Origin of the sequence: Victivallis vadensis, from assembly GCF_003096415.1 — a bacterium.
Classification (GTDB): domain Bacteria; phylum Verrucomicrobiota; class Lentisphaeria; order Victivallales; family Victivallaceae; genus Victivallis; species Victivallis vadensis.
The window spans coordinates 245731-259193 of the sequence record NZ_QEKH01000001.1 but is presented as its reverse complement, the minus strand read 5'-3'; the positions used below and the strand labels follow the sequence as shown (position 1 = coordinate 259193).

Annotated in this window: 12 protein-coding genes; 3 read left to right on the top strand and 9 right to left on the bottom strand. The window is 59.3% G+C overall.

The features are described 5' to 3' along the window. Entirely contained in the window at positions 1 to 456 is a 456-nt protein-coding gene (locus C8D82_RS01100; RefSeq protein ID WP_116882413.1) for a GNAT family N-acetyltransferase, read from the top strand. Positions 457 to 587: 131 nt separating this feature from the next. On the opposite strand, the gene C8D82_RS01095 is transcribed toward C8D82_RS01100, so the two are convergent. Next, positions 588 to 1523, bottom strand: a complete 936-nt coding sequence (locus C8D82_RS01095) for a DMT family transporter (protein ID WP_116882412.1) — start codon at positions 1521 to 1523, stop codon at positions 588 to 590. 109 nt (positions 1524 to 1632) lie between these two features. Here C8D82_RS01095 and C8D82_RS01090 point away from each other — a divergent pair, with 109 nt between their 5' ends. After that, positions 1633 to 2949: a replication-associated recombination protein A gene (locus C8D82_RS01090; RefSeq protein WP_116882411.1), complete on the top strand. Its 1317-nt coding sequence runs from the start codon at positions 1633 to 1635 to the stop codon at positions 2947 to 2949. 36 nt (positions 2950 to 2985) lie between these two features. On the opposite strand, the gene C8D82_RS01085 is transcribed toward C8D82_RS01090, so the two are convergent. The 6 genes from C8D82_RS01085 to C8D82_RS01060 form a co-directional block, all read right to left on the bottom strand. After that, on the bottom strand, positions 2986 to 4785 hold the full coding sequence (locus tag C8D82_RS01085; RefSeq protein ID WP_116882410.1) for a right-handed parallel beta-helix repeat-containing protein: 1800 nt from the start codon (positions 4783 to 4785) through the stop codon (positions 2986 to 2988). 34 nt (positions 4786 to 4819) lie between these two features. Next, a complete protein-coding gene (locus C8D82_RS01080) occupies positions 4820 to 5548 on the bottom strand; it encodes a type II secretion system protein (protein WP_116882409.1) in 729 nt (242 codons plus the stop codon). Then, a complete protein-coding gene (locus C8D82_RS01075; protein ID WP_116882408.1) occupies positions 5545 to 6663 on the bottom strand; it encodes a LacI family DNA-binding transcriptional regulator in 1119 nt (372 codons plus the stop codon). Before C8D82_RS01075 ends, C8D82_RS01080 begins: the two co-directional genes overlap by 4 nt. Before the next feature lie 158 nt (positions 6664 to 6821). Beyond that, positions 6822 to 7340, bottom strand: coding sequence for an anaerobic ribonucleoside-triphosphate reductase activating protein (gene nrdG / locus C8D82_RS21505; RefSeq protein ID WP_206212562.1), 519 nt, complete (start codon positions 7338 to 7340; stop codon positions 6822 to 6824). After that, entirely contained in the window at positions 7333 to 9669 is a 2337-nt protein-coding gene (locus tag C8D82_RS21500) for an anaerobic ribonucleoside triphosphate reductase (protein WP_206212563.1), read from the bottom strand. Before C8D82_RS21500 ends, nrdG begins: the two co-directional genes overlap by 8 nt. A gap of 239 nt (positions 9670 to 9908) precedes the next feature. Then, the gene (locus C8D82_RS01060; RefSeq protein ID WP_116882405.1) at positions 9909 to 10292 is read right to left on the bottom strand and encodes a fluoride efflux transporter FluC; all 384 of its coding nucleotides are present in this window, start codon (positions 10290 to 10292) and stop codon (positions 9909 to 9911) included. Between the two features lie 147 nt (positions 10293 to 10439). Between C8D82_RS01060 and C8D82_RS01055 the strand changes: the two genes are divergently transcribed. Continuing rightward, positions 10440 to 12176: an ABC transporter ATP-binding protein gene (locus C8D82_RS01055; RefSeq protein WP_116882404.1), complete on the top strand. Its 1737-nt coding sequence runs from the start codon at positions 10440 to 10442 to the stop codon at positions 12174 to 12176. Between the two features lie 110 nt (positions 12177 to 12286). On the opposite strand, the gene C8D82_RS01050 is transcribed toward C8D82_RS01055, so the two are convergent. Both C8D82_RS01050 and C8D82_RS01045 read right to left on the bottom strand, forming a co-directional pair. Then, the gene (locus tag C8D82_RS01050) at positions 12287 to 12586 is read right to left on the bottom strand and encodes a hypothetical protein (RefSeq protein ID WP_116882403.1); all 300 of its coding nucleotides are present in this window, start codon (positions 12584 to 12586) and stop codon (positions 12287 to 12289) included. A gap of 154 nt (positions 12587 to 12740) precedes the next feature. Next, entirely contained in the window at positions 12741 to 13052 is a 312-nt protein-coding gene (locus C8D82_RS01045; RefSeq protein ID WP_116882402.1) for an RNA recognition motif domain-containing protein, read from the bottom strand. Positions 13053 to 13463 lie beyond the last annotated feature (411 nt).

Below are 13463 nucleotides of genomic sequence, written 5' to 3'. Positions count from 1 at the left end.
ATGCCGGAGGAAGTGACGATCCGCTCCGCCCGGCCCGGAGAGCTGCCGGAGTTGAGCACCCTGTTAGACTTGCTGTTTGAAATCGAGCAGGATTTTAAGCCGGATACCGCGCGGCAGGTCGCCGGGCTGAAGCTGATGCTCGATTCGCCGCTGGCGGAGCTGCTGGTCGCGGAACTCGGCGGCAGGCCGGTCGGGTTGTGCGGACTTCAACTGCTGGTCTCGACCGCGCAGGGGGCGTACTCCTGCCATGTCGAGGACCTGGTGCTGGCCCCGGAATGCCGGGGGCGCGGGATCGGCCGGCTGCTGCTGGAGGCCGCCGCGGAGTGGGCGCACCGGCGGGGAGCAACCCGGATGCAGCTCAACTGCGACGATAAGAATTTGCCGGCGATGAAGTTCTACGAATCGCTGGGCTGGCGGAAAACCCATTTGTTCAACTATTTCAAGTTGGACTTCTGATCAGGCAACCAACTACCAAAGGAGGTGCGGTATGAGCAAAAGCAGAGACATGAAGAAGGAAACCAAGAAAGAACCGACCAAGACGCTGAAAGAAAAGCGGGCGGAAAAAAGGGCGAAGAAGAACGCCTGATTCAGCGAATCCCCGGAGGCGGCGCTTCCGGGGATTTTTGCTTCCGCGGCAAAAGGTCCGGCTCGATCAGCACCGCTCCGATGATCACCACGGAGCCGAGCAGCTGCAGCGGCGTGATGCGTTCTCCGAGAAACAGAAAGCCGAACGCGGCGGCCAACATCGGCACGAAATATTCGTTCAAACCGAGCAGCGCCAGTGAAATATAATGCTGCGCCCGGTTCCAGCCGTAGAAAGCGAGGGCGGTCGGGCCGATGGCGAAGTAGATGACCCAGCCCCAGCTGATCCAGCCGGAGGGCCAGCGGAGGGGGCCGGGCTGAAAGCACAGATAAACTCCCAGCCATGCCGCGCCCCACAGCACGGTCCAGCTGCTGAACACCCATCCGCCGAGCCGGTTGCTCGCCTCGCGCCCCCAGACCGTGTAGACCGCCCAGCAGAGGCCGGAGAGGAAAATCAGCAGATCGCCGAATTTCAATGATTTCAGCGCGATGCCGTCGGCGGAGAGAATGCGCAGCACCAGCAAACAGCCGATAAAGCCGGCCGCCAGCCCCGCGAACTGCAGCAGCGAACTCCGGCGGCCGCAGCAGAGGCCGATCACGAAAATCTGCAGCGGCACGATCGCTTCGAGCATCGAAGCGTTGATCACGGGGACTTCGCGCTGGGCGACGAAAAGGAACAGCGCCATCAGCGCGGCTCCGACCAGCCCCTGAAACGGCAGCCGGAGCCAGTCGGCGCGCCGGAGTTGGAACATCCTTTCCCGGCAGATCAGCATCCCGGCGCCGAAGAGCAAAGCGCCGCCGATCGCGAAGCGGAGCAACCCCAGCACCGCCGGGTCCATGCGGCCGCCCGCGACCAGAAAACGGCCGACCGGGAACATGGTCCCCCAGAAGAAAACACTGACCAGAGCCCAGCCGATCCCCTTGCATTGCGATATCGTCATGATCCCGTTCCGAAATTGAAAGAACGATAATATACCGGCTCCAAACCTGAAAAGCAACTGGAATATTTCAGGTTTGGTGGTAGATTATCCATAAGGAGACGCTGAAGCAATGGAAGAAGAGACACTGTTTTCCGCCGGGGTGGGGCGGCCGCTGGCGGACCGGATGAGGCCCGCGTCGCTCGACGAAATCGTCGGGCAGGATCATCTGCTCGGGCCCGATGCGCCGCTGCGGCGGATGATCGATTCCGGGCGGCTGGCCAGTTTTATTCTGTGGGGGCCTCCCGGCTGCGGCAAGACCACGCTGGCCCGGATCATGGCGACCCGGACCAGCCTCCACTTCGTCGCGCTGTCGGCGGTGTTCTCCGGCATCGCGGATTTGCGCAAAGCCTTCGAGGTGGCGGGGAAGCGGCGGAGCTGCGGGGAGGGGACGCTGCTGTTCATCGATGAGATTCACCGCTTCAACCGGGCGCAACAGGACGGCTTTCTGCCCTATGTGGAAAACGGCACGGTGATTCTGGTCGGCGCAACCACCGAAAATCCCTCTTTTGAGTTGAACAGCGCCCTGCTGTCGCGCTGCAAGGTATTTGTGATGAATCCGTTGAATGCGGAGGCTCTGGCGGAGATCGTCCGGCGGGCGGAACGGATTCTGGATCGTCCGCTGCCGGTTTCGGAGGAGGGGCGAAAGACGCTGATCGAGCTTGCAGACGGCGACGGACGCTACCTGATCAACCTGCTCGAAAGCGTGTTCGACCTGACCCCGGCGGGGCGGACGCTGGACGCCGCCGGCGTGCTGAAGATCGTGCAGCAGCGCGCTCCCGTGTACGACAAGGACCGCGAGGGACATTACAATCTGATCAGCGCACTGCATAAATCGCTGCGCGGCTCCGATACCGACGCCGCGCTTTACTGGGCGGCGCGGATGCTGGCCGGCGGCGAGGACCCGCTTTTCCTGCTGCGTCGCCTGACCCGGTTCGCGATGGAGGATGTGAGCCTGGCCGATCCGCAGGCGCTGCCGATGGCGATCGCGGCGTGGGATGCCTATGAGCGGCTCGGGTCCCCGGAAGGCGAACTGGCGATCGCGGAACTGGTGATCTATCTCGGCACCGCCCCGAAGTCGAACAGCGCCTACAAAGCGTGGGGCCTGGCGCAGGAGGCCGCGAAAAAGTACGGTTCGCTGACGCCGCCCGCGCATATCCTGAACGCGCCGACGAAGCTGATGAAGGCGATCGGTTACGGCGACGGCTACCGGTACGATCACGATACGCCGGAGGCTTTTTCCGGGCAGAACTACTTCCCGGATAAAATGGCGCGCCGGAAGTTCTACGATCCCCCCGAGCGCGGCTTCGAGCGTGAAATCCGCCGCCGTCTCGCCTACTGGGAGCGGCTGCGGCGGCAAAAGGAAAATTCCGCTCCCGGAACGGAATGAACCGGCGGAAGCGGAATTGCGGCGGGGAGGTGGCGTTCAGCGCTCCTTCAGGATTACGATTCCATCCCCGGCGTCCGTGATGTCGGCGGTGTTTTTGCCGATTTCGAGTAGCTTCTTCAAATAGGGGCCGGGCGCTTCGACCCGGTTGTCCCTGAAAGTGACCCGTTCGGCATTGTCGACGAAGATCAGGGCGTCGGGATTGTAGCCGCGCGCCCTGCCGCGGTCGCACGGGTTCCGGTGGGGACGGATGAAGCGGTTGCCTTCGATCAGGATGTCCTGGACATTGTCAAGGTGCATGTTCATCCCGTCCTGATTCTCAAAGGTGTTGCCGATGATTCTGATGTTCCGGTGGCCGTAACCGGCGGGGCCTTTCGAGGGGGCGTCGGATTTGATGCTGAATGCGCCGGGAACGTATGAATCCGGTCTGGTCACGCCGGTCGAATAGGCGGTGTTCCTGAAAATGTTGTTGCGGATCGTCAGGTTCCGGCTGTAGCAGGACTCGTTCCAGCCGAATTGCGGCGTGGCGATCAGTCCGGCCACGGTGGAGCCTTCGACGAGATTGTTTTCGATCAGGCCGTCGTCGGCCTTGATCAGGAAGCCCCGGGCCCGGTGGTTGCGGATCACGCAGTTCCGCACGACGAAGCCTCTGCCGGCGGTGTCGGGCGTGCTGAGGCGGGCTCCGGCGGGGATCACCGGCAGGTCGCGGTCGCTTTCGAGCCGGTAGTAGACGAGCTTGTCGGCGGGCAGGTGAGGCAGCCGGAAGTCCCGTTCCGCTTTTCCGGTGGTTTCGACGACGGCTTCCGCGAGAAAACGCTGTTCCGGGTCGAAAAGCCGTATGCGCATGCCGGGCTTGAACTGGTTGGCGTTCTGCCGGGCGACGTAATAGAGTTTGCGCCCCGCGGCCTGCATTACGAGTGCATAGCTGGAATGGATCGGCACCGCGTCATCGCACATTCCTTCGAGCACGCAGCCTTCGAGCGTCGGTCCCTTGAGGGCGCCGCCGGAGTGGAACGCGTCGGCCACCGAGGAGATCAATGGATCGCTTGACGCGCCTTTCGGTCGCGGCCCGTAGGTCAGGGTGTAATTGTAATAGTTTCCGCCGTTGCCGCCGGATTCCTGAACGCCGAAGACTCCGGCCGATTTTATGGTGACTTTTTCCAGCCGGCAGCCTTCGCAGACGTCGAAGGTGATTGCCATTTTTCCCTGTTTCCCCCGGATGGCGATCAGGTCCCGCCCCGGAGTCAGGTCAGTTTTCAGTTTTGCGGGCATATCCGCATTTACCCGGATGCCGTAGACCCGGCCGGAACGTTTGAACACCTTGTTGTAGTAAATGTCGTAAACGCCCGGCTTCCAGCGGCGGGTTTCGGGATCGAACAAATATCCCACGCTGTCGGCATCGGGGGCGGGGTAGCCCGCATCGATTTCGACCTCCAGCGTGCTTTGCTTCTCATCGAATTTCAGCACGCGCCCCTGCGTAAACGGCGGGACTTCATTGTAGTAGAGCAAGCCTCGCAGGGTTACTCTCCGGCTGTCGCGCAGGAATACCCCGCCTTTGGTCGGATCGGTGCCGGCCAGCGTTACCCCGGTGGCGTCAATCTCCATATCCTGAAGCCCTTTCAGGAACAGCAGGTGATCCCGGCCGGTGGCGCCGCCGCGGATCACTCCGGGAGCGATCCTGACTTTTTTCACCTTGTTTTTGGCGGCTTCCAGCAGTTTCTGCTGGAGTTCATCCGGCGTTTTCGCCGTGATGGTGACGTCGGCGGCGAGTGCCGTTCCGGCGGTGACGAGCACAGCCAGACAGCTGAGAAGCAGTCGTTTGCAAAACGGTGCGATCATAAGAAATCCTTTCTGAACAGAGGTGATTTTGAAATTATTGCGGCAGGTCGATTTTCACGTCAGGGGCATCCGCGGTACGGCCGTTGAAGAAATAACCGCTGAATTTTTTCCGGTCGAACTGCGCGTGGCCGTCGAAGAACAGCAAACCGGCGCGCAGGTTGTGGAGCAGTCCGAGGTCGTCGCGTTTGGCCAGAGCGCTGGCGGCCCAGATGTTCCGGCCGCCGTCCACGATGGTCAGCGCATCAAAGATGATCGGAAATTCCGAGGGAGTGGCCCGGACGCGGTTCGGAGCAGTATTCTTGGCGGCATTGCCCGAATCCGCGACAGTCGGCCCCACTGCCTTGAAGTGCGTGCTGTATGAAGGGGCGGTATGGGTGCCGCGCATTGCATAACTCCAGGAATAGTGTTCAAAGCTCCCCCGGTTTGCCGGACAGACCAGAATGGTCTGCCGGCCGTTTTTCGGCTTCGGGATGTAGGCGAGGTCTTCGAACAGCCGCCCCCAGGAGGAGTCGCTGCCGTACTGGACCGGCGTCGCTTCCGGCGTCCAGTCCTCGAAGTCGCGGATGTACAGCTGCATCGCCACACCGCACTGCTTGAGATTGCTGAGGCACTGGGTCGCCTTGGCCTTATCCCGCGCCTTGTTGAGAGCGGGCAGCAGCATCGAGGCGAGAATCGCGATGATCGCTATCACCACGAGCAGCTCAATCAGGGTAAAATCGCTGATGGAGCGCCGTCCGGGCTGTGTGTGAAGTGGGAGTTTCATCGGGTTTGTTCTCCTGTGATTGCGTTGTTGTTATTTGAATTGCGGGTAAGCCGGGAAAGTGAACCGCGCTCGATCAGGGTTCCGGAGAGGATGCGGCGGCTGACCGGAAGCGCCAGTTCCCGCTTGCGGGCGTCGATGCGGGAAAAAAGTTCGATCGCCGCCGTTTTCCCGATGTCGGCCAGCGGGTTGTTGATGCTCGAAAGCGGAGGATTCAAACTGGCGCAGATCGAGATTTGATTGTCGAAGCCGAGAATGCTCAGCTCCTGCGGAATGGAAATGCCGCGTTCGGCGCAGGCGCGGTAGAGGCCGACGCAGCCCCAGTCGTTCGCGACGATGGCCGCGGTCACCTTTTCCGGGAAGGCGAGAAGCCGCTCCAGAGTGCCGCCGAGCAGCGGCGGAACGGGGTCCGGATCGGGAGCCGCGACGGTCGCGAGCTTGCGGGAGATGAAAAGCTCCGGACGCCATAAGCCGGATTGTTCCATCATTTCCCGGAAGCCTTCGCCCCGGGAACGGAGCATTTCACTTTCCGGGTTGGGATTGATGAAGGCGATCACCCGATGCCCCCGCCCGATCAGCTCCCGGGCGGCAAGCGCTCCGGCGGAATGGTTGTCCAGAAAGGTCTGGGAATAGCGGCAATGGGGAAAGTTTGTGCCGAAACCGGCCACGGGAATTTTTTCCGCCAGCGCGTTAATCCGCTCCGCCCTCGGATCGCCGGGGCCGAAGTTATGCTTGATCAGGACTCCGTCGAACTTGGCCAGCCGCCTGAAAAAAGTATCGCCGCAAAGGTCCTGCAATGTGAAGAATTCGGTTTCGACCCGGTAGGCGGTGCAGACGGCTTCGATTCCGGCGGCGTAGGAGCGGGAGAAGTAGGATTCGTTCCACTGATGCGGCATATCGCAGAAAAGCACCGCGATCCTGCCGCCTTCGGCCGCGTTCCGGCGGGTGTTCCGGCGGGGACGGCGCAGCGGGATGTAGTTGTTCTCACGGATTACGGTGAGCGTGTGCTCCTTGAGCGCGGGGTCGATGTTCGCGGCGTTGTTCATCACCCGGCTGACCGTACCCAGCGAAACGCCTGCCTTCTCTGCGATATCGCGAACTGTCAATGGCTTCGTCATTCTGCTTTCCTTGTTGTTTCCCGGTTGTAATTATACCGAAAAGAACGGAAAAAAGCAAGATGAAACAGGTTGAATCATGAAAAAAACAGCTGTTTCAGTCGTTTATTTCATGAACTAAGCAGTATGCGGGGGAAGCTGGCGGCGCTTGACGGTGGAAATCAGCGGCCTTCGGTACGCCAGCGGCCGAAAGGCATTTCGACGGCGGTTCCGGCGCGCAATGACGCGGGAACGTCGAGCACCCGCTGGTTGGAGCTGCCGCGGAAGCGCAGCAGCAGATTCCGTTTCAGCAGTTCGAAACGGCCGTCGACCAATACATCCGTCTGTTCAAGCAGTTCATGCACGGCGGGGGAGGAGGCCGCGTACAGCTCCTCGAAGGTGAAACCCGTATAGACCGCCAGCTCGTACCCGTCCGCCTTGACCAGTCGGCCCAGCCGGGCCAGTTCGGCGGCCTGGCTGAACGGTTCTCCGCCTGAAAAAGTCACGCCCCGCAGCAGCGGGTTGCGGCGGATTCTCGTATGAATTTCTTCGACGGAGTATTTGCATCCTTCGCCGAATGCCCAGGTCTCCGGGTTGTGGCAGCCCTTGCAGTGGTGCGGACACCCCTGCACGAAAAGCACAAAGCGCAGACCCGGGCCGTTGGTGATCGAGTCATCCTCGAAGCCGGCGACGTCAATCACGGCGGATACCGTGTTTGACCCGGTCGTGTTCTTCGGCGCGCTTGGCGTTGTTGAAACGGTCGAGCGTGCCGACCAGATAGCCGGTGATCCGCCGGATCCGTTCAAAGCCGACGCCGTTGTCGCCCTCGTGGCGGTGGCACTGCGGACAGACCTCGCCGATGATGCCGTTGTAGCCGCAGACCGGGTCGCGGTCGACCGGATGGTTGATCGAACCGTAACCGATTCCGGCGTCGTGCATCGCGCGGACGATGGTTTCAAACGCTTCGAGATTTTCGCAGGTGTCGCCGTCGAGTTCGACGTAGGAGATGTGCCCCGCATTGGTCAACGCATGATACGGCGCCTCCTTCGCGATCTTGTCGAATGCCGAAATCCGGTAGTACACCGGCACGTGGAAACTGTTGGTGTAGTACTCTTTGTCGGTGACGCCCGGAATCAGGCCGTATTTCTTTTTGTCCAGCCGGATGAAGCGGCCGGAAAGCCCCTCCGCCGGAGTCGCCAGCAGCGTGTAGTTCATGCCGGTCTTCTCCGACATCGCATCGGTGAATTCGCGCATGTGCCGGATGATGTCCAGCCCTTTCTGCTGCATTTCGGCATTCTCGCCGTGATGGTGGCCGTACAGCGCGACCAGCGTTTCGGCCAGCCCGATGAAGCCGATCGACAAGGTGCCGTGCTTGAGCACTTCGCGGACCTCGTCGTCGAACCTGAGCTTTTCGGAGTCGATCCAGACTCCCTGGCCCATCAGGAACGGGAAATTGCGGACCCGCTTCTTCGCCTGGATTTCAAACCGGTCGGAGAGCTGCTTGGCGACGAGGTTCATCATCGCGTCGAGCTTTTCGAAGAACAGTTTTTCGTCCCCGTGCGATTCGATCGCGAGCCGGGGCAGGTTGATCGAGGTGAACGACAGGTTGCCCCGCCCGTTGGTGATCTGGCGGGTCTTGTCGTACACATTGCCGATCACGCGCGTGCGGCAGCCCATGTAGGCGATTTCGGTTTCGGGATGGCCCTCGCGGTAATATTGCAGATTGAACGGCGCATCCACAAAGGAGAAGTTCGGGAAAAGCCGCTTCGCGCTGACCCGGCAGGCCAGCTGGAAAAGGTCGTAATTCGGTTCGCCCGGATTGTAGTTGATCCCCTCCTTGACCCGGAAAATGTGGATCGGAAAGATCGGCGTTTCACCGTGGCCGAGCCCCGCTTCGGTCGCCAGCAGCACATTTTTGATCACCATGCGTCCCTCCGGCGTGGTGTCCATCCCGTAATTGATCGAGCTGAACGGCGTCTGCGCGCCGGCCCGGGAGTGCATGGTGTTCAGGTTGTGGATCAGCGCCTCCATCGCCTGATAGGTGGAGTGGTCGGTTTCGCCCTCCGTGTTTTTGATCGCGAAAGCCTGCGCCTGACGGGCGCTGTCCTCGTAACCGAGCAGCGCGGTCAGCTTGGCCAGCTCCAGTTTCTCATATTCGGCATTGCCGCCGAGCTGCGGCTTCAGGCCGGAGACCGCTTCGATCTCCGCGGCCATCGTCTTGAAATCCCGGAGCGACAGTTCCCGGCTCGGAGCGAGGATTTCCGCCGCTTTCTTCAGGTTGACCAGATAGAGCTTTTTGTAGGTCTTGGCCACGCCGGGGGCGAGGCCGTAATCGAAATTGACGATGCTCTGGCCGCCGTGCTGGTCGTTCTGGTTGGACTGAATCGCGATGCAGGCCAGCGCCGAATAGCTCTGGATGTTGTTCGGTTCGCGCAGGAAGCCGTGTCCGGTGGAGAAACCGCCCTTGAAGAGTTTCAGCAGGTCGATCTGGCAGCAGGTGGTGGTCAGCGCGTAGAAGTCGAAGTCATGGATATGGATGTCGCCGCTGCGGTGCGCCGCCGACTGCTCGGGGGTCAGCAGATGCTTTTCATAGTAATCCTTGGCGCCTTCGCAGCCGTATTTGAGCATGGTGCCCATCGCGGTATCGCCGTCGATGTTCGCGTTGTCGCGCTTCATGTCGGAATCGTTGGCCGCGGCGAACGTCAGTTCGTCGAAAATCTTCATCAGGCCGGTCTTCATCTCGCGGGTGCGGGTGCGTTCGGCGCGGTAGAGAATGTAGCTTTTGGCGACTTCCTCAAGGCCGTTGCGCATCAGCGCGATTTCCACCGCGTCCTGAATATCCTCCACCTGCGGCGCTTTGCCGGGGCATTTTTCTTCGACGATGGCGCTGGCGGCGGCGGCGATGATGGCTGCTTCCCCGGCTTTGGCGGTGTGGCCGGCGGCATCCATCGCTTTCTGGATGGCGCGCACGATTTTGCCGTCGTCGTATGAAACCACTCGGCCGTCGCGTTTTACGATATTCTTGATCATCTTTCCCCCCTTCTCTTTGTCTTGAAATACCATATCTTGTATGTCGGATTTGCAATATAGCCCCATATATTGTGATTGCAAGCGCGATTCCGGGAGCGGAAACGGCCGGTGTTTCCGTTATTGACGCAGGGCAAACAGTTTACGGCGCCGGAACTTTTTCTGATAATTTTTACTGAAATTTAGTGCCGGAACAACTTGACTTTCAGAATTTCAAAGTTATGGAAAAGGGGGAGGGGAATCTAGACGAATGCCCTGCCGAGGAAAAGGCCGCCGAGGGCGGCGGCGATGCCGAGAAAATTCTGGAGCAGGATGTTGACCGCCGCCCGGCCGCAGGAACCGGCGGCCAGAAAGTGGGCGTTTTCCAGCGCAAAGGTGGAAAAGGTGGTGAAAGCGCCGAGAAAGCCGAGCATCACCACCGGCAGATACGGAGCCAGTCCTTCATACTTCTGCCGGAGCAGCACGTAGACCAGTCCGGCGATGAAGGAGCCGAGAATATTGACCGCCATCGTCGCGAACGGCAGCGTATCGCCGCAGGCTGCGGTCAGGAAGCGGATCGACGCCACCCGGCAGAGCGTGCCGAACGCTCCGGCCGCCATGATCAGCAGAATCAGTTTGAAAGACATGACAAAAGTTCTCCCCGGTCCGTCGCAATCCGTATACTATACCGCCGTTTCCGCAAAACTCAAGAAAACCGGATTGACTTTGTCGAATGATTCGGGTATATTAACCAACCGACAAACAGTTTTTTTATCCCTCCGGAGAATATTTTTATGCAGGTGCTTCGCAAATTCATCCGTTACTACCGGCCTTATCGCTGGATGTTCTATACCGACACGCTGTGCGCGTTGACGATCTGCGTGATCGATCTGGCTTTCCCGCAGATTCTGAATGTGCTGACCCACGGCCTTTATACCCGCGGACGTGAGGCGATCCTGCCCGCCCTGGCCTGGATCGGCGCCGGATTGCTGGCAATGTACATCCTGCGTTATTTCTGCCAGTATTACATCACCACCTGGGGGCATGTGATGGGAGCCAGAATGGAGTCCGACATGCGGCAGGACCTCTTCGACCACTATCAGCGGCTCAGCTTTTCCTATTACGACCGGAACAACACCGGCGTGATGATGGCCAAACTGATTTCCGACCTCTTCGACATCTCCGAGCTTGCCCACCACGGCCCGGAGAACCTGATCATCTCGACGCTGAAGATCGTCGGCGCTTTCACGATCCTGATGTTCATCAATTTCAAGATGACCCTGATCCTGATTGCGGTGACGCTGGTGATGGCGGTATTCAGTTACCGCAAGAACCGGAAAATGCGGGCGATCTTCCTCGACAACCGCAAGAAGATCGCCGGGGTCAACGCCCAGGTACAGGATTCGCTTTCCGGCATCCGGGTGGTGAAATCATTTGCGAATGAGGAGATCGAACGCGAGAAGTTCGCCGACTGCAACGGCCGGTTCCTGACCTCCAAGGTCAGCAGCTACAAGCTGATGGGGGTGTTCCATGCCGGGAACGGCTTCTTTCAGGGGCTGCTCTATATTTCGATTCTGGTTTCCGGCGGCTATTTCGTGGCGCAGGGGACGCTGGCGGCTTCCGAACTGGCGATCTATGCGCTGTATGTCGGCATCTTCCTGAATCCGATCGAAGTGCTGATCAACTTCACCGAACAGTTCCAGAAGGGGTACTCCGGTTTCCGCCGCTTCACCGAAGTGGTGGAGACCCAGCCGGAAATCGAGGACAGTCCTGACGCCCGGCCGCTGGGGAGAATCACCGGTGAAATCGAGCTGGACGACGTGTCATTTTCCTATACTCCCGAAAATCCGGTGCTGGAGCATGTGTCGCTGACCATCCCCGCCGGCAAGACCATCGCGCTGGTCGGTCCTTCCGGCGGCGGGAAAACCACCCTGTGCTCCCTGATTCCGCGTTTTTACGACGTGACCGGCGGAGCCGTGAAAATCGACGGCAACGACGTGCGGGACGTGACCGGCAAATCCCTGCGCAGCGCGATCGGCATCGTACAGCAGGAGGTCTATCTCTTCGGCGGCACCCTGAGGGAGAATATCGCATACGGCAGACCCGGCGCCACCGACGAGGAGATCGTCGAAGCCGCGAAGCGGGCGAACATCCACGATTTCATTATGAGCCTGCCGGAAGGGTATGATACTTCGGCGGGTGAGCGCGGCACCCGGCTCTCCGGCGGGCAGAAGCAGCGTATCTCAATTGCGCGGGTATTTCTGAAGAATCCGGCGATTCTGATTCTCGACGAAGCAACTTCTGCACTGGATAATGACAGTGAACGGCACATTCAGGCCGCGCTCGAACAGTTGGCCAGCGGCCGCACCACCGTCGTGATCGCCCACCGCCTCAGCACCATCCGCAAGGCCGACGAGATCGTCGTGATCGCGAACCACGGCATTGCGGAACGCGGGACCCATTCCGAGCTTCTGGAACGCAACGGCATCTACGCCAAGTATTATTACATGCAATTCGAAGGTCTGGAGTAAAAACAGCGTCGGGGATTTCGCTCTTTTCGGAGCGGCCAGGGCGAGGGAGGAGGAGAGGACAAAAAATGCCGGAAAACCATGCGGCTTCCGGCATTTGAGGTAACTGGCGGTCAGAAGTTTTCTTCGTCTTCGAATTCTTCGGCGAATTCTTCATCTTCGAATTCTTCATCCTCGAAGTCTTCATCCTCGAAGTCGCCGTCAAAAGCGCCGCGCTCGAAATCTTCGTCGTCATCAAGGTCGTCGAAGATATCCTGATCTTCCCCCGGTTCAAATTCGTCGAATTCATCGTTTTCGCCGAGAAAGGAGGAGGTCGCGCTGATTACGGAGCCGCACTCCGGACAGCAGCCGTCTTCGGCCTCAATGGAACTTTCACTCACTTCAATATTGCAATAGGGACAAACTGTAGCCATTTTTTACCTCCGTTATCTGAATATTTCCGATACTCTCAAACACCCGGTACTATATTGACTGTTTGGAATTTGTCAAATCATGAAGTGAAAAAAAACAAAAAAAATCTCCGGACTCGAAAGTACCGGAGATTTTTTGGATTCCGTGGAACGGCAATCAGAAGCGACGACCGCCGCCGAAGCCGCGGTTGCCGCCGCCGAAACCGCCTTCGCGACGGGGACGCTCTTCGCGCGGCCGGGCTTCATTGACCACGAGTTCGCGGCCGCCCTGCTTGGTGCCGTTGATCGCTTCGATCGCGGCGTTGGCTTCATTGGCGTCGGCCATTTCGACGAAGCCGAAACCTTTGGCGCGGCCGGTGTCGCGATCGGTGACCAGACGGGCGCTGCTGACGGTGCCGTAGTTGCTGAAGAGGTCGCGCAGTTCGTCCTCGGTCATCGAGTAGGCCATGTTTCCGACGTAGATATTCATTTTTCTTCCTTTTCCGCGGCAGGCGTGCTGTCCGCAATTGTTTTTCGCACTCCCCGGATCAAATCAAATATTGTTGTTTCTTTTTCCACATCTGAAATCACCGGATAGAGGGGGGAGGGCGTAACTGCTGACAACCATCTGGGAATGACACTGCGGAATATCCGAAAAGCTTAACAGCTGTTGGATCGTAAAATTAGTGTGCCGGCGACAGCGCCGGTCCAAAGCCGGATATGATTCAAAATGCTTTTTATTCCTTACAGCGAGTTCCGAAAAGTGCCTGTTTCATCCGCGTCGTCAACGTTGGCGGCGCCTTTGCACTGAAATTTTCAGAATCTATTACCAATATAACGCCTGTTTTGTTGAATACAATCTGAAAACCGGATATTTTTCCGTTGATTTTGAAAATAAATT